We start from the raw sequence: 20,007 nt of genomic DNA on the forward strand, positions 1-20,007 counted from the left end.
TAATCAAATAGAGTTATTTTGGCAGGTATTTAATCTAAAAAACAATCAGTTGTCTCTTGATCAAATTTAAAGTGCAGCCTCATTGCGCCGATAACCATAATGAAAATATGGACAATGGAGGGAAGTGGCATGTGGTGGGTTTATCGAATGCCGATGAAAATGAAGTTAATAATCGCGCTACAACCACTATTATTGGCGTTATGTTGGTTTGCTGGTTCAGGAATATTGACGCGCATTGAGACAGAACGGCAGATGGAAAATATTGCTCAACTGACAGCGCTCGCGCGTAGTGCCGGAAATGTGGTGCATGAGCTGCAAAAAGAACGGGGAATGAGCGTCGGATTTCTGGGGGCTGAAGGGAAGACGTTCAAAGATGAGTTAACCGCACAGCGGGCTTTAACCGATCGCGAGATCGAGGTCTTTGTGCGTTCACTGTCCGATACTGCATTACCAGAAGGGGATGCCGCCAATTCTGTCACCACGTTTAAGAAAAACATTCTGTCGCTTGCCACCATCCGGGAAAACGTCACGCGATTGGGGCTTCCGGCCTCCGATGTCGTTAAGTTTTATACTAATGTCATTGCTGATGTGCTGAGTTTTGTGGGCAGGTTGGGACAGTTGACGGATTCAGGCGAGATGGCGAACGCATTCGCCGCCTACTACAACTTGCTGAATTTGAAAGAACAGGCAGGTATTGAACGCGCGCTGCTGTCAAATATCTTTTCCTCCGGTCATTTCGCCGAGGGGCAGTTACATCAACTCAGTGATGTCGTCAGTAAACAGAACGTCTGGCTGGCACAATCGTTGCGTCTGAGCCCTCCGGAACAGGCGGCCATGCTGGAAAGCCGCTTACAGTCCACAGAAGCGTCAAAAGCCCTCTCATTACGCGAAACCGCGTTTAGTCATGCCGCGAACGGTGGATTTGATGTCGATCCTACTGTCTGGTTCAAGGTTCAAACCCAGCGTATTGAAGTGATGCGGCAGATAGAAGATGTGACGGCGAATCTTCTGTTAGCGAATGCGGAAAAACTCGCGCAGGATGCACGAAAAAACTGGCAAATATATATGATTGTCAGCTTGTTAGCGCTCCTGGCATCATTGGCGTTCGCAGGGGCAATCGCTATCAATATGCATCGTCAATTTAGTGACACGCTCCGCAAGATTGCGGGTATGAACGGCGATCTGACTCAACGACTGGCGACCCCGGGGAAAGATGAGCTTTCCTCACTTAATCGCGCCTATAACACGATGCTGGAAAGTATTCAGCATATCGTCCAGGAGATTAAACAAGGCTCCGTGGTTTTATCCGATGCCAGCAGCAGTATTACGGCGGGTAATCAGGACCTGGCCCAACGCACGGATGAACAGGCAGCATCAATAGTACAAGCGGTGGCCAGTATGGAACAGCTCTCCACGACGATTACGCAAACGGCGGACAATGCCCGCGAAGCGGAGCATCTGACAATCAGGCTGGAAAAAGAGGTCCGCCAGGCCAGTAACGTCGCCAGTGCGGCAAATCAGAGCATGGGGGATATTCGCTCTTCCAGTGAGAAAATCTCGAATATTGTGACCTCGATAGACGATATTTCGTTTCAGACTAACTTGCTGGCGCTGAATGCGGCAGTGGAAGCTGCACGGGCAGGAGAGATGGGCAGGGGGTTTGCGGTTGTCGCCAGTGAAGTGCGGAATCTTTCGCAGCGTTGTGCCAAAGAAGCTAATCAGATCCGCGAGCTGGTCGCGCAGAATATGGTAAAAATTAGTGAGGGTGTTGAGCGGGTTACGGCGTCCGCTACCGCGCTAGAAGCCGCGGCGGACAATACCACCAGCATGAAGCAATATATTGCGGATATCGCTCGTGTAGCGACGGAACAATCGCAAGGGGTAACTCAGATTAACCTGGCACTGCGACCTATGGAGCAGGTCACGCAGCAAAACGCGGCGTTGGTTTCTCAGGCCGCAAGCGACAGCCAGCGCCTGGACAATCTGTCTGTCACTATGAAGGATCTGGTCAATCGTTTTGTTGTCTGACCTGACGCCGTTTAACCGACCCGGACAATATACCGGGTCGGTTAAGCCTCACCATCTTATCGTGAGCTTCATACTGTTAACTTTGGGTCATAACAACTTTTCGCCGAGCATATAATGTGACTGCTGACAGCTGAAAATCCAAATATCCTGTCATTAGTTTTCGGGATTTGAGTTCTTTCATCGTAATACCACTAATATGGCCTTCATCTATCAGTTTCTTTATCTCCGCGGTGCTGAGGAAAAGCTGGCGCTTCAAGATCGATAGCACACTAATCTGAAAAGAATGGGAAAGTCTGATGCTTACGGTGACGTTCTGGCCGGTTTTGATGCTGACCTGCCACTGCTCCTGAATACGAAAATCAGGTTTACCTGCAAGTTCAGCCTTGTTACGGCTCAGGGTGGCTTTATCATTGGCAAAATAGTGAACCGTACTGGCATCGTTGGTGATAAATCGATGATACAGCTCGCGATTTATTTTGCTGATGTGAAGTCGTGAATACAGCGAGATATTCCATGTATATTCGCAGTGGGTGCATTTATAAATGCTCCAGATATCGAGCACTTTCTTTTGCGAATTGACTCTGAATGCGCCGGAAGGTGCGAATTCGCGTTTTACATTACATGATGGGCAGCGCTTAGCAATGCGCTGGTAACCGACAGGGGTGACAGTCCATGTGACTTTCATACTGTACCTTTTTTAACCCAAATAAATTCGGATCCGTTTTGAACGAACCATCGTTTTTATGTGAGAAAAATATTTGTTAGATATTTTTCAGCGGGTTAAGAAAAGATTTCTAACACAGTGATCCTGTCTGCCAACAAATGAATCTTGCGAGATTATCAGTGTGGAAGCCTTCAAGTATATGAGTTCAATCAATATTCATTATGTTGCCAAGGTTGAAGTAACTGCGGATGCCGGGCCCCCTGGTGACTTCTACCAGCAGGTATTTTTAGAGGGATGCTTGTTGCTAAGATAATGTTGTATGCGGTCAGCGTGCGGGTAAACATTTCTCCGGAGCCGGTTGCGTATACCGCCACGGTTTCATTGTTGGCATAATTTCTGCGTTACCCTGGATCACCAGCCCTATCGACGGCCGCGTCTCTCACCATGCAAGAGCAGTCAGTAAGTTACTAAGGGGCAAAGTAGCGATAATTCCACTGCCTATACCTGCGGGCTTCCGGTTGCAGTCTGTCGCTGGTAAAGTGAGCAACCAATACCGAGATGTGGCCAGAAGGGAATTCCGAGTGACCGAACGTATTGATTATCAGACTGAAAAATACAGCTTTACTGAGGCGACTGAAAGTTCCCGTCTGGCTGGCCAGTGGGCTGATGTTATTGCTGAATGTCGGGAAATGAAGGCGGGTCCGCAAGAGCGTCTGCGTATTGCTTTATTGAATGTGGACTATGTGACCAGCTTTGAGCTGCCTTTCCGTTTGTTATTACTTCGTACCCCGCAACTGATTGCCAGCGTTCGTGAAGAGCTGCAGCTTAGTCAGAAAAACGTAATCTTTAACGGCAAACGCTTTGGTTGTGTTTACAGCCTGAAAGAGAGTCTCGGCGGGATACCGGATGAATTTCAGTACCGCCTGTCGCATCGTATTCGACGCATTAATCGTGCAGGTTCAAGCGAAGCGCCATATCAGCAAATTGCTAAAACGGTGAAAGCACCGCGTGAGCGTCTGAAGCTGGCACTGGAATCAGGCCTTGATGTCACTGCTTTGGACGGGCTTTTCTGGTTTGGCAGCCAACGTATTGCTGCTGACGTACTGAGGCTGAGAAAATCAGGGATGCGGATAGCTACTGAGCAGACAATGGTGTCCGACAATCTTACTGCAACGGTGAGGAATGTGCCGTTTTATCGCCTGGTTTAGGGATGAACTGACAGGTAAATGAAAGGATTTAGCCGGATGCATTTAATTAAAAGTGTCCCCTGCAGGAATCGAACCTGCAACTAGCCCTTAGGAGGGGCTCGTTATATCCATTTAACTAAGGGGACGAAGCGGCACGAGTATAGCGTTTTTTACTCACAACGGTAAGCCTCAGGCCGCCCAACTGCTCAAACCGTCACCATTCACGCCTGTTTTTTCTGGTTTTTCTGCTTTTGCTCATCCCGCCTGGCTTGCAACCTGGCTTCTTCTTTGCGTTTATTGCTCATATCATTGCGGATCTGCGCATGGCTCATCAGCGCGAAGATAAACGTCCCGCCACAGATATTCCCGGCGAGCGTAGGGAGAGCAAAGGGCCAGAAGAAATCACTCCAGTGCAGCGTACCATTAAAGACCAGATAGAGAATTTCCACCGAACCGACGACGATGTGCGTGGTATCGCCCAGCGCAATCAGCCAGGTCATCAGAATAATGACCACAATTTTTGCTGCCCCGGCGGCGGGAAACATCCATACCATTGTGGCAATTAACCAGCCAGAAATGATGGCGTTGGAAAACATCTCCGTTGGCGTGTTTTTCATCACATCCATGCCGATTTTGACAAAAGCATCGCGGGTTTCTTCATCAAAAATCGGCATATGCTCAAACGCCCATGCGGCAACCCCGGTGCCAATAATATTACCTAGCAGAACCACACTCCACAGGCGCATCAGCAGGCCAAAATTGCCGAGCGTAGGGTTTTGCATTACCGGCAGGACGGCGGTGACGGTATTTTCGGTAAACAGTTGCTGGCGAGCCATAATGACAATTATAAAGCCGAAGGTATAACCGAGGTTCTCCAGCAAAAATCCTCCAGGCACACCTTCCAGTTGCACATGAAAAATTCCTTTAGCCAGTAGCGAGGCGCCCATCGAGAGTCCCGCAGCGATGGCTGACCACAGTAGCGCCATCGCGTCGCGCTCCATTTCTTTCTCCCCATCCTGGCGGATATGTTCATGGATCGCCATGGCGCGGGAGGGGAGTCTGTCCTCATCGACCTCAATCTTTTTACCCTCTAGCTTTTCGTCACTGTCGACCTGGAGTTCGTCGCTGTGCCGATCAATCTTTTCGTTCTCAATGTCATTCATAGCCGAATCCTGAATTAGCACGTATTGCTAAAGCGTAGCGGCTTTTGTCCGAAAATCAGCGGGAGAAAGTCTGAGATAGCAAAAATGGTAACGTTAGTTTTTATTGGGGTAGCTAGAATAGAGCCGCCGCGGAGTGCGCATTACCAGGCTATGATCAAATCAGTAACACAGGGTATATAGACATCATTTGACGTGCTGTTACAATCGCTCACATCTAAACAGGCGGATACGTCATCGTTCCGTCATGGATGGCAATCAGCGATAGCCATAATACACAGGGAGACACTTATGAAGCTTCGCCTGTCGGCGCTTGCGCTGGGAACCACACTTTTGGTGGGGTGTGCGAGCTCTGGTACTGAACAGCAGGGGCGTTCGGACCCATTTGAAGGGTTCAACCGCACCATGTACAACTTCAACTTTAATGTTTTAGATCCATACGTTGTTCGACCGGTGGCAGTTGCCTGGCGTGATTATGTCCCGCAGCCGGCGCGTAACGGTTTGAGCAATTTTACCGGCAACCTTGAAGAGCCGGCCGTTATGGTCAACTACTTCCTACAAGGTGACCCCTATCAGGGGATGGTGCACTTCACCCGTTTCTTCCTGAACACCCTGTTAGGTATGGGCGGATTTATCGACGTGGCGGGTATGGCTAATCCGAAGTTACAGCGCGTTGAACCACACCGTTTTGGTAGTACGTTAGGCCACTATGACGTTGGTTACGGACCGTATATGCAGCTTCCATTCTACGGCAGCTTCACGCTGCGTGATGATGGCGGCGACATGGTGGATACGCTGTATCCGGTACTGTCCTGGCTGACCTGGCCGTTGTCGATAGGTAAATGGACGGTTGAAGGGATTGAAACCCGCGCGCAACTGCTTGATTCCGACGGTCTGCTGCGTCAGTCTTCCGACCCTTACATCATGGTGCGAGAAGCTTACTTCCAGCGTCATGACTTTATTGCGAACGGTGGGAAACTCAAACCAGAAGAAAACCCGAACGCGAAAGATATTCAGGACGATTTAAAAGAGATCGATTCCGAGTAAGGAAGGATGAAAATAAAAAGGTGAGCTAAAAAGCTCACCTTTTTTATATCTGAAGAAAATCAGAATGCGTAGTTGAAGTTGGTACCGAACAGCCAGGCTTTACCTTCAGAATCGAAAGTATACGGGCCTTCTTTGACGGTCACTTTCTGGCCGTGCATATAAGAAACGCCTACGTCAATGGATGCGTCATCATTGAAGGCGTAAGTGGTACCCGCACTCAACCACAGACGGTCCTGGTCCGGAATGGAGATGGAACGCTTGCTCGCAGGAACCGGGCTATCGTCATAGGCGATACCGGTACGGAAGGTCCAGCTTTTATCCATGTAATAAGTCGTACCCAGCGCGATGCGGTAAGAATCTTTGAAGCCTTCTTCTTTATAGAACAGCGTCTGCCCGTTGGTGCCGGTTGCTTTCAGCTCCTGGAACTGACTCCAACTGGTGTAAGCCATGCTGTAGTGAATAGCCCACTGTGGTGCAACGCGGTTGTAACCCGACAGTTCCCACATTTCCGGCAGGTTAAGCGTCAGAGAACCTGGGACGGTGGCGTTGGTGGTTCCCCAAGGGAACGCCGTGCCTGCGCCAGGTAACGCGTTGGCCTGGGTGCGGATGCCGCTCTTGTAATCGCCATCGAAGTCGATTTTGACTTCAGACCGATACGTTAAACCGTAGCGGTTATTTTTATCCAGCTCGTACAAAATACCGGCGTTCCAGCCGTAACCCCATTCGTCACCTTTCAGGCTGGCAATTTTCTGGCTGACTTTTGGCAATGCGGCAGTTTGTTCACCGGAATAACGCTCAATTTTTGCATCGGCATAGACGGCATTAAAACCAACGCCAAAGCTCCAGCTATCATTCAGACGGTAGGCACCGCTCAGGTTCAGGTTGACCGTTTTAAGATCGGTCTTCCCGCCGTATTCGCCGACGATGTAGTTATCGTTAAATTCGGTTGCCAGGCCATAGTTTGACGTGACAGAAGCCCCCCAACCAAACTGTTCGTTGATCGGCATTACGAAGTGAGCATTGGGAACCCACGCCGTAGGCGCGATGTTGTCCGCATCGGTGCTGCGACCGGTGTATGGCGATTTACCGGAAATATTCACGTCTGGATCGATATACACCGCACCCGCTGAAAAAGTAGGGCGGTCAAACATCATAATCAGCGCCGGGTTACGACTGGCGTTACCTGCATCATCTGCAATAGCGCCTTCACCCGAATATGCCCGGCCAAGGCCAGAGGAAGAAAATTCGTTTAACTGAAAGCCTGCAGACCAGGCCTGTGTGGAGATAATTGCCACTGCGACTGCGAGAGCAGACTTTGTAAACAGGGTTTTCTGGCTCATGACCATAACCTCATTGATTTATTTTTGTACAAACAATGTTACATACCGTAACAGGAGCGCGAAGTGTAGGGTCTGAGGTACAACTTAGAAATCAGACCAGTGCCGAGAGTATAGGTCTGACCAGATGAAATGTTGCAAGTATGTTTATAAATATTTTCAATTCTGATCTCGGAAACGCGATCCAGCTGGCAAAATTGCGGGTATGCACACTCACCTGTTTGGGTGATTTTTGTTTTAGATCATTTTTAAGTGTGATTTCGGTCACTTATCCCATTTCATACAATTAACGACTGGAGAGGCGAATAATGGGAGCGTAAAATATCCCCATCGTTTATCTGGCACCACAGGTGCGAATACAGAGGAAATCTACAATGAGTAAATGCAGTGCTGATGAAACCCCGGTTTGCTGCTGTATGGATGTTGGCACCATCATGGACAACTCCGATTGCACCGCGTCATACAGCCGTGTGTTCGCGAATCGTGCAGAGGCAGAAGAAACGCTGGCCGCTCTGACTGAGAAGGCGCGTGGCGTGGAATCTGAGCCTTGCCAAATCACCTCGACCTTTACTGAAGAGTCTGAAGGTGTGCGTCTGGATATCGACTTTGTTTTTGCCTGTGAAGCTGAAACGCTGATCTTCCAACTGGGTCTGCGTTAATCCCTTCTTTAAAAGCCCTTGTTACCCGGTAGCAAGGGCTTTTTCGTCACTGTCAGTGATTATTCACTGTGTCTTAGCTCCCACTTTCTTTTCTCCCTGCTTGGCTAAATGTAAAAAATTGGTTAAGACTGTGATCAGGTCAGACCACTTATTTTTATTTTTTACAGGGGAGTGTTATGAGTCAGGCTTTACCGCTGGTTACCCGCCAGGGCGATCGCATCGCCATCGTAAGCGGATTGCGTACGCCATTTGCCCGCCAGGCAACCGCGTTTCATGGCATTCCCGCCGTAGATTTGGGGAAAATGGTCGTTGGCGAGCTGCTGGCGCGCAGCGAAATTTCTGCTGATGTGATTGAGCAACTGGTCTTTGGCCAGGTGGTGCAAATGCCCGAAGCCCCAAATATTGCTCGTGAAATCGTGCTGGGAACCGGGATGAATGTGCACACCGATGCCTACAGCGTAAGCAGAGCCTGCGCCACCAGCTTCCAGGCGGTGGCGAATGTCGCGGAAAGCCTGATGGCGGGGACTATTCGTGCAGGAATTGCCGGCGGTGCGGACTCCTCGTCAGTTCTGCCTATTGGCGTTAGCAAAAAGCTGGCTCGGGTGCTGGTGGATGTCAATAAGGCCCGGACCACCGGTCAGCGTCTTAAACTTTTCTCCCGACTGCGCTTACGTGACCTGATGCCCGTACCGCCAGCCGTCGCCGAGTATTCCACCGGTTTACGCATGGGGGATACGGCCGAGCAAATGGCCAAAACTTATGGGATTACGCGAGAGCAACAGGATGCCCTGGCGCACCGTTCTCATCAGCGCGCCGCTCAGGCGTGGTCTGAAGGCAAACTGGCAGATGAGGTGATGACCACCTACGCGCCACCTTTCAAAGATCCTTTTTCAGAAGATAACAATATTCGCGGTAACTCTACGCTGGCCGATTACGCCAAACTGCGTCCGGCCTTTGACCGAAAGCACGGCACCGTTACCGCGGCGAACAGTACCCCGCTAACGGACGGCGCAGCCGCCGTGATTATGATGACGGAATCGCGTGCGAAAGAGTTGGGGCTGGTGCCGCTGGGATACCTGCGTAGTTTTGCCTTTACCGCCATCGATGTCTGGCAGGACATGCTGTTGGGGCCGGCGTGGTCAACGCCGCTTGCCCTGGAGAGAGCGGGTCTGACCATGGCTGATTTAACCCTGATCGATATGCATGAAGCATTTGCCGCACAAACGCTGGCGAATCTTCAACTGCTGGGTAGCGAACGTTTTGCCCGCGAAGTGCTCGGCAGGGCGCATGCCACGGGCGAGGTTGATGACAGTAAATTTAACGTGCTGGGCGGATCGATTGCCTATGGACACCCCTTCGCCGCCACCGGTGCTCGCATGATCACCCAAACTCTCCATGAGTTACGACGTCGTGGTGGTGGTTTTGGTTTAGTGACAGCCTGTGCAGCAGGTGGTCTGGGTGCGGCAATGGTTCTGGAGGCGGAATAATGGACATGACATCGGCTTTTACGCTAAACGTACGTCTGGATAACGTCGCTGTTGTCACCATTGATGTGCCCGGAGAGAAAATGAATACCCTGAAGGCGGAATTTGCCTCCCAGGTTCGGGTCATTCTGAAACAAATTCGCGATAACAAAGCATTACGCGGCGTGGTGTTCATTTCGGCGAAACCCGATAACTTCATTGCCGGGGCGGATATCAACATGATTGGTCGCTGTCGCAGCGCGCAGGAAGCTGAAACGCTGGCACGCCAGGGGCAGCAGATTATGGCGGAAATTAATGCCTTGCCGATCCCCGTAATCGCCGCAATTCATGGCGCCTGTCTCGGCGGTGGCCTGGAGATGGCGCTGGCGTGCCACAATCGTATTTGTACCGATGACGCTAAAACCGTACTGGGTTTACCGGAAGTGCAGCTTGGTCTGCTGCCCGGCTCTGGCGGTACCCAGCGGTTGCCCCGTCTGATTGGCGTCAGTACCGCGCTGGATATGATCCTCACCGGAAAACAACTACGCGCAAAACAGGCGCTGAAAGTGGGTTTAGTGGATGAAGTTGTACCGCATACCATTTTGCTGGAAGCGGCCGTAGAACTGGCCAAAAAGGACAGTCCCGCACACCGAACTCTGCCGGTGCGAGAGCGTGTGCTAGCGGGGCCGCTGGGGCGGGCGCTGTTATTCCGCATGGCCAGTAAAAAGACGGCGCAAAAAACGCACGGCAACTATCCCGCAACAGAACATATCCTTGAGGTCATCGAAACCGGCCTGGCGCAAGGCAGCAGCAGCGGTTACGACGCCGAAGCCCGCGCGTTTGGCGAACTGGCGATGACATCTCAGTCTCAGGCGCTGCGGCACATCTTTTTTGCCAACACCGATGTGAAAAAGGATCCCGGAAGTGATGTGAAGCCCGGCCCGCTAAACAGTGTAGGCATTTTGGGCGGCGGTCTGATGGGGGGCGGTATTGCCTATGTGACGGCCTGTAAAGGCGGCTTGCCAGTGCGTATCAAAGATATAAATGCCAAGGGAATCAACCACGCGCTGAAGTACAGCTGGGATCAGCTTGAAACGAAGGTTCGCCGCCGTCATATCAAAGCCAGCGAGCGTGATAAACAGCTGGCGCTGATTTCGGGATCAACCGATTACCGTGGCTTCGCTCATCGCGATCTGGTTATTGAAGCCGTATTTGAAGATCTGGCGTTAAAACAACAGATGGTGGCAGAAGTTGAGCAAAATTGCGCATCTCATACCATTTTTGCCTCTAACACCTCATCTTTGCCGATTGGCGATATTGCGGCGAACGCTGCCAGGCCTCAACAAGTAATTGGTTTGCACTTCTTTAGCCCGGTGGAAAAAATGCCGCTGGTCGAGGTTATCCCGCATGCCACGACCTCTGAGCAGACAATTGCCACAACCGTTAAACTGGCGAAAAAGCAGGGCAAAACGCCGATAGTGGTCAGAGATAAGGCCGGATTTTATGTTAACCGCATTTTAGCGCCATACATTAACGAAGCTATTCGTATGCTGACCGAAGGCGAGCGGGTTGAAGCCATTGACGCCGCGCTGGTTAAGTTTGGTTTTCCGGTCGGGCCAATCCAACTTTTGGATGAGGTCGGAATTGATACGGGCACTAAAATTATACCAGTGCTTGAGGCTGCATATGGAGAACGTTTTAGCGCGCCTGCAAATGTTGTTGCTTCAATTTTGAATGACGATCGCAAAGGTAGAAAAAATGGTCGGGGTTTCTATCTTTATGGAGCGAAAGGGCGTAAAAGCAAAAAACAGGTCGACCCTGCAATTTATACGCTTATTGGCGTCCAGGGGCAGGGCCGACTCACCGCCGCGCAGATCGCTGAGCGGTGCGTCATGTTAATGCTCAATGAAGCAGCACGCTGTTTCGATGAGAAGATTATCCGCAGCGCGCGTGATGGCGATATCGGCGCTGTATTTGGTATTGGTTTTCCGCCCTTCCTCGGCGGCCCGTTCCGGTATATGGATTCGCTCGGCGCGGGTGAAGTGGTTGCTGCTCTGCAACGACTGACCACGCAATACGGCTCGCGGTTTACGCCGTGTGAGCAGTTATTGCAGATGGCGGAACGCGGTGAAAGATTCTGGAGTAGTGGGGAAACTGACCTGAATTCATGAGGTCAAAGGTAGGATGAATCCGCACTGAATGTATGGGTCGCGCTCAAAATGTAAACAGAGATTGACTATACTTACGCCGTTGAGGTAAAAAACAGCGTTTCATTCGGTGAATGGATAAGGCACAATGCCGGCAACCACATCGTTACCACGGTCAATAGGGGCTGTGGATAAAGGTGTCGGTGATTCTGGTTAACAAAAGCGGTGCAATATGCAAGTTTTTATCATGCGTCACGGCGACGCAGCCCTCGATGCCGCCAGTGATTCGGTTCGTCCCTTAACCTCCTGTGGTTGTGACGAATCTCGCCTGATGGCGAACTGGCTGAAAGGTCAAAAAGTGGATATCGAACGTGTTCTGGTGAGCCCGTTCCTACGAGCCGAACAAACGCTGGATGTGGTGGGGGAATGTATGAACCTGCCAACCGGTGTGGATGTTTTGCCGGAGTTGACTCCCTGCGGCGATGTCGGTCTGGTCAGCGCCTATTTACAGGCTCTGGCCAATGAAGGTATCGCCACGGCGCTGGTCATCTCTCACTTACCTTTAGTGGGGTATCTGGTGTCTGAACTTTGCCCTGGCGAAACACCGCCGATGTTTACCACATCAGCGATTGCCAGCGTAACGCTTGATGAGAGCGGGAAGGGTACTTTTAACTGGCAGATGAGCCCGTGTAACCTAAAAATGGCAAAAGCGATTTAAAAAGCCTGGAATCGGATAAGGCACAGCCGTCATCCGGAAAATCAAAGAGCCGCAAATGCGGCTCTTTCTGTTTTTCTGCATCAGGGAAGTTCGGGTGGTTGCCACTCTTCCACTTCAATCAGCAGCAGCAGCGCGGCGTCGCCACCGTACTCTTTTGGCGCTTGATGAAAGGCCATCACGTGCGGATGCTGCGCCAACCAGAGCGGTGTTTGCTGCTTAAGAATATGTTTTCCGTGGCCATGCATCACGCAGGCGCAAAACACATGCTCACGACGACAGGCGGCAATCAGCGCGCCTAACTCCTGTTTGGCCTGCTGCTGGGTCAGCCCGTGCAGATCGAGAAACAGCTCCGGGGAGTAATCGCCACGGCGCATTTTCTTCAGTTCGAAATGGCTGACGTCGGCACGCAGATATCTTACCGGGCCGTCCGTATTCAGCAGCGGCTGAAACTCGTCCGAGAAATAGTGACTGGCATCAGCTTGTTCCTGCAGCAGCCTTTTAACCGGAACCTCGGTAATTTTTTTACGTAGCGGTCGGTGAACAATGGTGTCCTGTTTAATTTTACGCGTGCCGGTCATCAGCTGGCGAAACAGCGTCTGATCCTCCTCGCTGAGCGATGTTTTCTTTTTCATTCGAGAGTCTCATCTTTTATTTTTCGTTAGTTTAACCCGACTTGGCGGGCATCCGATCGCTTAAAACGCAATTTTCGCGCTCAGGCCCTGTGTGAATGCTGATTTATCGCCGTCTTCGTGGCAAACTAGCCGCCGAAATTAATACGAGCATGCCCTGGAGGAATACGTGGATAAAATTTTCGTCGATGAAGCAGTGAGTGAACTGCATACCATTCAGGACATGTTGCGTTGGGCGGTCAGCCGTTTTAGCGCGGCGAACATCTGGTATGGCCATGGCACGGATAACCCATGGGACGAGGCCGTACAACTGGTGCTGCCGTCACTTTATCTGCCGCTGGATATTCCAGAAGATATGCGTACCGCGCGTCTGACTTCCAGCGAGCGCCATCGCATTGTTGAACGCGTGATTCGCCGCGTCAACGAGCGCATTCCGGTCGCTTATTTGACCAACAAAGCCTGGTTCTGCGGGCATGAGTTTTATGTTGATGAACGCGTGCTGGTGCCACGTTCGCCGATTGGCGAGCTTATTAATAACCGCTTTGCGGGCCTTATCAATGAGCAGCCGCAGCATATCCTTGATATGTGTACCGGCAGCGGCTGTATTGCCATTGCCTGCGCCTATGCTTTCCCGGAGGCCGAAGTGGATGCGGTGGATATTTCCACCGACGCGCTGGCGGTGACCGAACACAATATTGAAGAGCACGGCCTGATCCATCATGTTACGCCGATCCGTTCCGATCTGTTCCGCGATCTGCTGAAAGTCCAGTATGACCTGATTGTGACCAATCCGCCGTATGTCGATGCGGAAGATATGTCCGATCTGCCAAACGAATATCGTCATGAACCTGAGCTGGGTCTGGCGTCCGGCAGCGATGGACTAAAACTTACCCGCCGCATTCTGGGTAACGCTCCGGACTACCTGTCGGATAACGGTATTCTGATTTGTGAAGTCGGAAACAGCATGGTACACCTGATAGAGCAATACCCGGATGTACCGTTCACCTGGCTGGAGTTCGACAACGGCGGTGAAGGTGTATTCATGCTGACCAAAGAGCAGTTAGTTGCTGCTCGCGAGCACTTCAGCATTTATAAAGACTAAATACACGCGCACATACACAACACTCATAACGGAGCCGTGATGGCAGGAAACACAATTGGGCAACTCTTTCGCGTAACCACTTTCGGTGAATCACACGGGCTGGCGCTCGGTTGTATTGTCGATGGTGTTCCGCCGGGCATTTCTCTGACAGAAGCTGACCTGCAGCACGATCTCGACAGACGCCGTCCGGGCACATCGCGCTACACTACGCAGCGTCGTGAGCCGGATCAGGTGAAAATCCTCTCCGGTGTGTTCGAGGGCGTTACCACCGGCACCAGCATTGGCCTGTTGATCGAAAATACCGATCAGCGTTCACAGGATTACGGCGCGATTAAGGACGTTTTTCGTCCAGGACACGCCGACTATACCTATGAGCAGAAGTATGGCCTGCGTGACTACCGTGGCGGCGGACGCTCATCCGCACGTGAAACGGCGATGCGCGTTGCGGCCGGAGCGATTGCCAAAAAATATCTGGCGGAAAAATTCGGTGTTGAAATTCGCGGCTGTCTGACGCAGATGGGTGATATTCCGCTGGAGATCAAAGACTGGTCCCAGGTGGAACTTAACCCGTTCTTTTGTCCAGACCCGGATAAACTCGAAGCGCTGGACGAACTGATGCGTGGGCTGAAGAAAGAGGGCGACTCCATCGGGGCGAAGGTGACCGTGGTTGCAAGCGGCGTACCAGCGGGTCTAGGCGAACCTGTATTTGACCGCCTGGATGCTGATATCGCTCACGCGCTGATGAGCATTAACGCCGTTAAAGGTGTTGAGATTGGCGACGGTTTTGACGTTGTTGCACTGCGCGGCAGCCAGAACCGTGATGAAATCACCAAAGAAGGTTTCCAGAGTAATCATGCGGGCGGCATTCTTGGTGGGATCAGCAGTGGGCAACAAATCATTGCTCATATGGCGCTGAAACCGACCTCCAGTATTACCGTTCCAGGGCGCACTATTAATCGCTTTGGTGAAGAAGTCGAAATGATCACCAAAGGTCGTCACGATCCGTGTGTTGGGATCCGCGCCGTGCCAATCGCCGAAGCGATGCTGGCGATCGTGTTGATGGATCACCTGCTGCGTCAGCGGGCGCAAAATGCGGACGTGAAGACCGATATTCCACGCTGGTAAGAGATGAAAAAAACGGCACTTGCGGCGCTGACTCTGTTTGCCAGCACCGCCTGTCTGGCGGCGACGCCCTGGCAGAAAATTACCCATCCGGTTGCAGGCAGCGCGCAGTCTATCGGCGCGTTCTCCAATGGCTGTATTGTTGGCGCAGATACGCTGCCTGTACAGTCAGAACACTATCAGGTGATGCGCACCGATCAGCGCCGTTACTTTGGCCATCCGGATCTGGTGATGTTTATCCAGCGTCTGAGTAATCAGGCCAACAATCTGGGGCTGGGTACGGTGTTAATCGGCGATATGGGCATGCCGGCCGGTGGGCGATTCAATGGCGGTCACGCCAGCCACCAGACGGGACTGGATGTAGATATTTTCCTGCAACTGCCGAAAACCCGCTGGACCCAGTCGCAACTGCTGCGGCCGCAGGCGTTAGATCTGGTCTCACAGGATGGCAAACGTGTCGTGCCGTCACTCTGGAAGCCGGAGATTTTCAGCCTGATCAGGCTGGCGGCAAAAGATAATGAAGTCACGCGTATTTTCGTGAATCCGGCGATTAAGCAGCAACTTTGTCTGGATGCAGGGACCGACAGGGACTGGTTGCGTAAAGTGCGGCCATGGTTCCAGCATCGTGCGCATATGCACGTACGGTTACGTTGTCCTGCCGACAGTCTTGAGTGCGAAGATCAACCGTTACCACCACCGGGTGACGGCTGCGGCGCGGAGCTGCAAAGCTGGTTCGAACCTCCGAAACCTGGAACCACCAAGCCTGAGAAGAAGACACCGCCGCCGTTGCCGCCTTCCTGCCAGGCGCTACTGGACGAGCATGTACTCTAATGGATCATTTTGCCTCTCTGTTTATGGTGTCGCCACTGCTGTTAGGTGTGCTTTTTTTCGTGGCGATGCTGGCAGGTTTTATTGATTCTCTGGCCGGAGGCGGTGGTTTACTCACTATCCCGGCATTGATGGCGGCCGGGATGCCACCCGCGCAAGCGCTGGCCACCAATAAGCTACAGGCCTGTGGAGGATCTATCTCTTCCTCCCTCTATTTTATTCGCCGTGGCGTGGTTAATCTGGCGGATCAGAAGCTCAATATCTTCATGACTTTTATCGGCTCAATGAGCGGCGCGCTGTTGGTTCAGCATGTGCAGTCAGATATTCTGCGCCAGATCCTGCCGGTTCTGGTTATCTGTATTGGCCTTTACTTTCTGTTGATGCCTAAAGTGGGGGAGGAGGACCGACAGCGTCGGTTGCATGGGTTGCCTTTCGCGCTGGTGGCCGGGGGCTGCGTCGGCTTTTACGATGGCTTTTTTGGTCCGGCTGCGGGGTCGTTCTACGCGCTGGCTTTTGTCATGCTGTGCGGCTACAACCTGGCGAAATCGACGGCCCACGCCAAAGTATTAAATGCCACATCGAATATCGGCGGGCTGTTGCTGTTTGCCCTCGGCGGCAAAGTGATTTGGGCGACCGGATTTGTGATGCTCATTGGCCAGTTTATTGGCGCACGGATGGGTTCACGGCTGGTGCTCAGTAAAGGACAAAAACTCATTCGGCCAATGATCGTCATTGTCTCCGCCGTGATGAGCGCCAAGCTACTTTATGATAATCATGGACAGGAGATTCTCCACTGGCTGGGGATGAACTAATGAATAATACCCATCACTACGAACAGTTAATTGAGATTTTTAACGGCTGCTTTGCCGATGAATTTAATACCCGTCTGATTAAAGGCGATGACGAACCGATCTATCTTCCTGCGGATGCGGAATTACCGTATCACCGTATCGTTTTTGCGCATGGCTATTACGCCAGCGCGTTACACGAAATTTCACACTGGTGCATCGCCGGTAAGGCGCGGCGTGAACTGGTCGACTTCGGTTACTGGTACTGTCCGGACGGACGCGACGCGAAGACGCAATGCCAGTTTGAAGATGTGGAAGTGAAGCCACAGGCGTTTGACTGGCTGTTTTGCATGGCGGCGGGCTACCCGTTTAACGTCAGTTGCGACAACCTTGAAGGGGACTTTGAACCGGATCGCGTGGTATTCCAGCGCCGTGTTCATGCTCAGGTGATGGAGTACCTGGAAAAGGGGATCCCTGAACGTCCGGCGCGCTTCATTAACGCGTTACAGAATTATTATCACACGCCTGAACTTAAGGCGGAACAATTCCCGTGGCCCGAAGCGCTCAACTGAAGTCGCTGCCACGTTTACAATGAGGAAAGAAGATGATCGCGGAGTTTGAATCACGCATTCTGGCATTAATCGACGATATGGTAGAGCACGCCAGCGATGATGAGTTGTTTGCCAGTGGCTATTTGCGTGGACACCTGACGCTGGCCGTGGCCGAACTGGACGCTGGCGAGGACCATTCCGCTGAGGCATTGTACGCCAATGTGACCAGCAGCCTGGAAAAAGCCATCAGCGCAGGCGAACTATCGCCGCGTGACCAGGCGTTAGTGAAAGAAATGTGGGACACTCTGTTCCAGAAGGCTACTGCACAATAATTGCGGTAAATTGTGCCGGATGGCGACGCTCTGGTGTCTTATCCGGCCTACCTTGTTGGGGTGTTTGTAGGCCTGATAAGCGTAGCGTCATCAGGCCATGACGAGAGGGCACCCCATCCTTTTATTTCACCGCTTTACCCTTCAATAACTTCCTGACCCACAGACGATTTGGATTTAGCGCCGCCAGCGTGCTGGCATCCATGGGAATCGGTTCATTGCTCATTTGCGAAGCCAGAATTTCTGCACACAGCGGGGCAGTACACAGCCCGCGCGATCCCAGCGCGCCCAGCATAAATAAATCGGAATAAACCGGCGCGCTTACGGCGTGCTCTTTGTCTGCAGCAAGTGTGGTGTACTGGCTGAGCGTGGCGTCATAGTCCGCGACGTTGCCGACCATTGGCATGTGATCGCGCGTGGCGCAGCGCACCCCGCAGCGGGCGGCATTGTCACTAACGTCTACCTCTTTTGCCCACATAGCGTTCGGGAAGCAGTCGATTAAGCGTTGACGGTTTTGTTGCTGATCGTCCTCGCGATACGCTGTCTCTTCACTCCCACGATGATAGCTGGCGCCAATGCAGTGCTGCTGATTTTGCGGGTTGTGCGGCGTGAGGTAGCCGTCATAGCACAGCACCTGACGTAACGCTGAAAGTGCAGGTGTGGTGGGAATATGACTCACCTGACCGCCCACGGAGTACACCGGTAGCGGCTGCGTTTGCTCAAAACCGCTAATGCGATGACCGTTAGCCAGAACGACTGCTGCGTGAGAGGCGGTTTCTCCACTGGAAAACTGCAATTGCCAGCTTGCTGTCTGGCGAATCAGTGAGGTCAGCGTATGTTGGTAGCGGGTGCGTAATCCCAGGGTTGTTGCATAGTCCAGTACCGCGGCGGTTAACTGCGCCGGGTACAGCCATCCTCCGGCCGGATACTGAATCCCGCCGCATCCGGTTTCCACACCTGTTGTTTGTAATACCTGCTGTGCGTCAACCCCGACGGCGAGCGCAGCGGGCAGTTCAAGGGACAGCATCTGGGTGATTTTTTGCTGGCTTTTCTCATCCCATGCGAGTTGCGTCACGCCGCACCAGTCATGCGCGAACTCAACGGGGAGGGCGTCATACAGTCGTCGGGCGAAGGTAAACGCAGTGGGGAAAAAGAGATTAATGGCTGCGTCATGTTTGCTAAGTAGGGGGTAGAGCGCCCCCTGGCGATTACCGGATGCGCCCCCGGCAGGTTTATCGTCGGCGCAATACAGCGTGACCTGCCAGCCGCGGCGCAATAACGCCAGTGACAGCAATGCGCTGGCAATTCCTCCACCAATAATGGCGGCTTCGCGCTTATCTGTTCCCGTACGCGCAAACCATGGCGCCGAGGAGATGAGCGCCTGAGTCTGTTCCATCACGCCACAGAGCATTTCGCGTTTGCGCCCAAAGCCTTTGCATTTTTGCATTGTAAACCCGGCTTCCTGCAACCCCCGACGTACAAAGCCTGCCGATGTAAAGGTTGCCAGCGTCCCGCCGGGACGAGCCAGTCGGGCCATCGCGTTAAACAGCGTTGGCGTCCACATATCCGGGTTTTTTGCCGGTGCGAAACCGTCCAGGAACCAGGCGTCCACCTTTTGATTCAGAGAGTCATCCAGCGTACTGGTCAGTTCGTTTATATCGCCAAACCACAGATCCAGCGTGACGCGCCCATCATCAAGCAGCAGGCGATGACATCCCGCCAGCGGCAGCGGCCATTGTTCTTGCAGTGCCGTGGTCCACGGGGCAAGTTCTGGCCAGTGCTGGTGGGCTAAGGTGAGATCTTCACGCGTCAGCGGATATTTTTCAAAGCTGATGAAATGTAATCTTTCCAGGGTAGCTTCAGGGTGGGTATCGCGAAAATCAGCAAATGCCTGCCAGAGCGTGAGGAAGTTAAGTCCGGTGCCAAACCCGCTTTCTGCCACCACGAAGAGAGGACGTGAATGCGCAGGGAATCGTTGTGCGAGATGGTTACCGCCGAGAAAGACGTAACGTGTCTCTTCCAGCCCGTTATCATTAGAAAAATAGACATCGTCAAAATCTCGGGAAACAGGTGTACCCTCAGCGTTGAATTCAAGGTTGGCAGGTTGTATAGCGTATTGTTTCACGTAAGTTACTCGTCTGACAGGCTGTGTCCCGATCTTAGCGATGAGTGCCTGGCTGCGCAAATTTCCACATAAAATGGCTGATCGGACTTGTTCGGCGTACAAGTGTACGCTATTGTGCCACTC

At 52.3% G+C, this 20,007-nt stretch carries 18 protein-coding genes and 1 tRNA gene; 13 read left to right on the forward strand and 6 right to left on the reverse strand.

Annotated elements, in window-relative coordinates; genetic code table 11:
- The first annotated feature begins 129 nt into the window (after window positions 1-129).
- Window positions 130-2,028 carry a methyl-accepting chemotaxis protein gene (locus HV345_RS07670; RefSeq protein WP_016153885.1) on the forward strand — a complete coding sequence of 633 codons (1,899 nt, stop codon included), beginning with the start codon at window positions 130-132 and terminating at the stop codon, window positions 2,026-2,028.
- 76 nt (window positions 2,029-2,104) lie between these two features.
- Here HV345_RS07670 and HV345_RS07675 read toward each other — a convergent pair whose 3' ends face one another.
- Window positions 2,105-2,713: a DUF1062 domain-containing protein gene (locus tag HV345_RS07675; RefSeq protein WP_181636453.1), complete on the reverse strand. Its 609-nt coding sequence runs from the start codon at window positions 2,711-2,713 to the stop codon at window positions 2,105-2,107.
- A gap of 560 nt (window positions 2,714-3,273) precedes the next feature.
- On the opposite strand from HV345_RS07675, the gene HV345_RS07685 reads away from it, so the two are divergent.
- Window positions 3,274-3,900 carry a DNA-binding protein gene (locus HV345_RS07685; RefSeq protein ID WP_181636454.1) on the forward strand — a complete coding sequence of 209 codons (627 nt, stop codon included), beginning with the start codon at window positions 3,274-3,276 and terminating at the stop codon, window positions 3,898-3,900.
- A gap of 53 nt (window positions 3,901-3,953) precedes the next feature.
- Here the strand turns inward: HV345_RS07685 and HV345_RS07690 are convergent.
- Window positions 3,954-4,025 (reverse strand) — tRNA-Arg (locus HV345_RS07690).
- Window positions 4,026-4,100: 75 nt separating this feature from the next.
- Entirely contained in the window at window positions 4,101-5,042 is a 942-nt protein-coding gene (locus HV345_RS07695) for a formate/nitrite transporter family protein (protein ID WP_047416338.1), read from the reverse strand.
- 288 nt (window positions 5,043-5,330) lie between these two features.
- On the opposite strand from HV345_RS07695, the gene mlaA reads away from it, so the two are divergent.
- The gene (gene mlaA / locus HV345_RS07700) at window positions 5,331-6,086 is read left to right on the forward strand and encodes a phospholipid-binding lipoprotein MlaA (RefSeq protein WP_003028190.1); all 756 of its coding nucleotides are present in this window, start codon (window positions 5,331-5,333) and stop codon (window positions 6,084-6,086) included.
- A gap of 59 nt (window positions 6,087-6,145) precedes the next feature.
- Here the strand turns inward: mlaA and fadL are convergent, their stop codons facing one another.
- Complete coding sequence (gene fadL / locus HV345_RS07705) at window positions 6,146-7,426, reverse strand: long-chain fatty acid transporter FadL (protein WP_016157062.1); 1,281 nt, start codon at window positions 7,424-7,426, stop codon at window positions 6,146-6,148.
- 371 nt (window positions 7,427-7,797) lie between these two features.
- On the opposite strand from fadL, the gene HV345_RS07710 reads away from it, so the two are divergent.
- From HV345_RS07710 to sixA, 4 genes are all read left to right on the forward strand, one after another.
- On the forward strand, window positions 7,798-8,082 hold the full coding sequence (locus tag HV345_RS07710; RefSeq protein ID WP_003834838.1) for a YfcZ/YiiS family protein: 285 nt from the start codon (window positions 7,798-7,800) through the stop codon (window positions 8,080-8,082).
- 176 nt (window positions 8,083-8,258) lie between these two features.
- Complete coding sequence (gene fadI / locus HV345_RS07715) at window positions 8,259-9,569, forward strand: acetyl-CoA C-acyltransferase FadI (RefSeq protein WP_016153879.1); 1,311 nt, start codon at window positions 8,259-8,261, stop codon at window positions 9,567-9,569.
- Window positions 9,569-11,716 (forward strand): fatty acid oxidation complex subunit alpha FadJ, encoded by a 2,148-nt coding sequence (gene fadJ, locus HV345_RS07720; protein WP_016153878.1) that lies wholly within the window; start codon window positions 9,569-9,571, stop codon window positions 11,714-11,716. Before fadI ends, fadJ begins: the two co-directional genes overlap by 1 nt.
- A 208-nt stretch (window positions 11,717-11,924) precedes the next feature.
- Window positions 11,925-12,410 carry a phosphohistidine phosphatase SixA gene (gene sixA / locus HV345_RS07725; protein ID WP_003028179.1) on the forward strand — a complete coding sequence of 162 codons (486 nt, stop codon included), beginning with the start codon at window positions 11,925-11,927 and terminating at the stop codon, window positions 12,408-12,410.
- A gap of 80 nt (window positions 12,411-12,490) precedes the next feature.
- Here sixA and smrB read toward each other — a convergent pair whose 3' ends face one another.
- On the reverse strand, window positions 12,491-13,042 hold the full coding sequence (gene smrB / locus HV345_RS07730; protein ID WP_016157059.1) for an endonuclease SmrB: 552 nt from the start codon (window positions 13,040-13,042) through the stop codon (window positions 12,491-12,493).
- 166 nt (window positions 13,043-13,208) lie between these two features.
- Here smrB and prmB point away from each other — a divergent pair, with 166 nt between their 5' ends.
- The 6 genes from prmB to HV345_RS07760 are packed head-to-tail and all read left to right on the forward strand — an operon-like array spanning window position 13,209 to window position 17,762.
- Window positions 13,209-14,141, forward strand: coding sequence for a 50S ribosomal protein L3 N(5)-glutamine methyltransferase (gene prmB / locus HV345_RS07735; protein WP_016157058.1), 933 nt, complete (start codon window positions 13,209-13,211; stop codon window positions 14,139-14,141).
- 39 nt (window positions 14,142-14,180) lie between these two features.
- On the forward strand, window positions 14,181-15,266 hold the full coding sequence (gene aroC / locus HV345_RS07740) for a chorismate synthase (protein WP_003028170.1): 1,086 nt from the start codon (window positions 14,181-14,183) through the stop codon (window positions 15,264-15,266).
- 3 nt (window positions 15,267-15,269) lie between these two features.
- Window positions 15,270-16,094, forward strand: a complete 825-nt coding sequence (mepA, locus tag HV345_RS07745) for a penicillin-insensitive murein endopeptidase (protein ID WP_137351911.1) — start codon at window positions 15,270-15,272, stop codon at window positions 16,092-16,094.
- Window positions 16,094-16,903, forward strand: a complete 810-nt coding sequence (locus HV345_RS07750) for a sulfite exporter TauE/SafE family protein (protein WP_016153874.1) — start codon at window positions 16,094-16,096, stop codon at window positions 16,901-16,903. The genes mepA and HV345_RS07750 overlap by 1 nt, the downstream gene beginning before the upstream one ends.
- The gene (locus HV345_RS07755; protein ID WP_016153873.1) at window positions 16,903-17,451 is read left to right on the forward strand and encodes an elongation factor P hydroxylase; all 549 of its coding nucleotides are present in this window, start codon (window positions 16,903-16,905) and stop codon (window positions 17,449-17,451) included. Before HV345_RS07750 ends, HV345_RS07755 begins: the two co-directional genes overlap by 1 nt.
- A 32-nt stretch (window positions 17,452-17,483) precedes the next feature.
- Window positions 17,484-17,762 carry a YfcL family protein gene (locus HV345_RS07760; RefSeq protein ID WP_016157057.1) on the forward strand — a complete coding sequence of 93 codons (279 nt, stop codon included), beginning with the start codon at window positions 17,484-17,486 and terminating at the stop codon, window positions 17,760-17,762.
- 121 nt (window positions 17,763-17,883) lie between these two features.
- On the opposite strand, the gene mnmC is transcribed toward HV345_RS07760, so the two are convergent.
- Window positions 17,884-19,884 carry a bifunctional tRNA (5-methylaminomethyl-2-thiouridine)(34)-methyltransferase MnmD/FAD-dependent 5-carboxymethylaminomethyl-2-thiouridine(34) oxidoreductase MnmC gene (gene mnmC, locus HV345_RS07765; protein WP_181627162.1) on the reverse strand — a complete coding sequence of 667 codons (2,001 nt, stop codon included), beginning with the start codon at window positions 19,882-19,884 and terminating at the stop codon, window positions 17,884-17,886.
- Window positions 19,885-20,007 lie beyond the last annotated feature (123 nt).

Source organism: Citrobacter sp. RHBSTW-00986 (genome assembly GCF_013783065.1).
Lineage (GTDB): Bacteria > Pseudomonadota > Gammaproteobacteria > Enterobacterales > Enterobacteriaceae > Citrobacter > Citrobacter braakii.

Coding starts and splice junctions, on each gene's coding strand:
- HV345_RS07670 (WP_016153885.1), top strand. CDS start 130: ATGTGGTGGGTTTATCGAATGCCGATGAAAATGAAGTTAATAATCGCG.
- HV345_RS07675 (WP_181636453.1), bottom strand. CDS start 2,713: ATGAAAGTCACATGGACTGTCACCCCTGTCGGTTACCAGCGCATTGCT.
- HV345_RS07695 (WP_047416338.1), bottom strand. CDS start 5,042: ATGAATGACATTGAGAACGAAAAGATTGATCGGCACAGCGACGAACTC.
- mlaA (WP_003028190.1), top strand. CDS start 5,331: ATGAAGCTTCGCCTGTCGGCGCTTGCGCTGGGAACCACACTTTTGGTG.
- fadL (WP_016157062.1), bottom strand. CDS start 7,426: ATGAGCCAGAAAACCCTGTTTACAAAGTCTGCTCTCGCAGTCGCAGTG.
- HV345_RS07710 (WP_003834838.1), top strand. CDS start 7,798: ATGAGTAAATGCAGTGCTGATGAAACCCCGGTTTGCTGCTGTATGGAT.
- fadI (WP_016153879.1), top strand. CDS start 8,259: ATGAGTCAGGCTTTACCGCTGGTTACCCGCCAGGGCGATCGCATCGCC.
- fadJ (WP_016153878.1), top strand. CDS start 9,569: ATGGACATGACATCGGCTTTTACGCTAAACGTACGTCTGGATAACGTC.
- sixA (WP_003028179.1), top strand. CDS start 11,925: ATGCAAGTTTTTATCATGCGTCACGGCGACGCAGCCCTCGATGCCGCC.
- smrB (WP_016157059.1), bottom strand. CDS start 13,042: ATGAAAAAGAAAACATCGCTCAGCGAGGAGGATCAGACGCTGTTTCGC.
- aroC (WP_003028170.1), top strand. CDS start 14,181: ATGGCAGGAAACACAATTGGGCAACTCTTTCGCGTAACCACTTTCGGT.
- mepA (WP_137351911.1), top strand. CDS start 15,270: ATGAAAAAAACGGCACTTGCGGCGCTGACTCTGTTTGCCAGCACCGCC.
- HV345_RS07750 (WP_016153874.1), top strand. CDS start 16,094: ATGGATCATTTTGCCTCTCTGTTTATGGTGTCGCCACTGCTGTTAGGT.
- HV345_RS07755 (WP_016153873.1), top strand. CDS start 16,903: ATGAATAATACCCATCACTACGAACAGTTAATTGAGATTTTTAACGGC.
- HV345_RS07760 (WP_016157057.1), top strand. CDS start 17,484: ATGATCGCGGAGTTTGAATCACGCATTCTGGCATTAATCGACGATATG.